At 64.4% G+C, this 964-nt stretch carries 2 protein-coding genes; one reads left to right on the plus strand and one right to left on the minus strand.

The features are described from left to right. Positions 1-38: 38 nt before the first annotated feature. Complete coding sequence (locus CCN51_RS60415) at positions 39-326, plus strand: RNaseH domain-containing protein (RefSeq protein ID WP_425444812.1); 288 nt, start codon at positions 39-41, stop codon at positions 324-326. 434 nt (positions 327-760) lie between these two features. Here CCN51_RS60415 and CCN51_RS51315 read toward each other — a convergent pair. Continuing rightward, the coding region (locus CCN51_RS51315) for a transposase family protein (RefSeq protein WP_143676225.1) at positions 761-964 on the minus strand (204 nt) is incomplete at its 5' end.

Consider the following 964-nt stretch of genomic DNA (forward strand, 5'->3'; position numbering starts at 1 on the left):
CGAAGCCGCACTCACTGCCGCGCGCACCCAGCTACCGCATCCAGGCCCCCGCGGTCATCTACGTGAACGGCGACACCACCGAATACATTTGGGCAGGCCTCCGCGAAGAGAACTTTGGACAGCAACCCCCTGCGGACCTGCCCCGCCCTGCCTCCTGGCTACCCGGACACGGGCTTCCTCGATCCCAGCGACCACTCGCCATCGTCCGCACCATAAAACGACCTCGAACGCATCGGACGGCCGACCGGCGCGTACGTTTGGGAGAAGGACGGACAATGGGGCAGGACCAAGACCACCGAAAGTCCGTTTCAGCTTGTGTCGGATGACGGCACGAGCTACCTACCCGACTTCCTTCTCGCCATCGTGCCACGCCCCTGGGCCGCCGGCCCCCGGCCGATTCGGTTCGGACTCCTCGCGATTCGCCCAGAAAGCTGAAAAAGGCAGGGAAAGAACGGATACGCGCACACAGTCGTACGCCTCACCGTCATCCCCACCTCGGATGACGCCGATGCCGACCTCGCCGGAAAGACGGGTGTCGTCCTCATCAGTCAGGGCGTCAGCTGGGACGGCCGGCAAACCGAACCCACCCCCTCCGGCAGGCGAAAAAAATCGACACAGGCCACCCCTATTACCGGCACAGCTGTGAAGAGCCAGAAGCCTCGCGCTCAAGCCTACTGTCACGTCCAACTTGGGCTGATACGCCCTAAGTGCTGTCCCGTAAATGATCTACGGCACGCCGGTTGACCAGCGTCACTGCCCCTCACTCGGTCAGCGTGAGGTCGTGCAGGCGGGCGATGCCGAGCATGGCGTGGTGGATGCCGTCGCCTTTCATGCGGCAGTCGCGGAGGACCTTCCAGATCTTCATACGGGCGAAGGCGTGCTCAACGCGGGCGCGGGCCTTGCGGTGCGAGCGGTTGTACTCCTCTTCCCAGTCCGGGAGTTCGACCTGGCCGCGTTCGCGGCG

This window comes from Streptomyces milbemycinicus, from assembly GCF_002154605.1.
GTDB classification, from domain to species: domain Bacteria; phylum Actinomycetota; class Actinomycetes; order Streptomycetales; family Streptomycetaceae; genus Streptomyces; species Streptomyces milbemycinicus.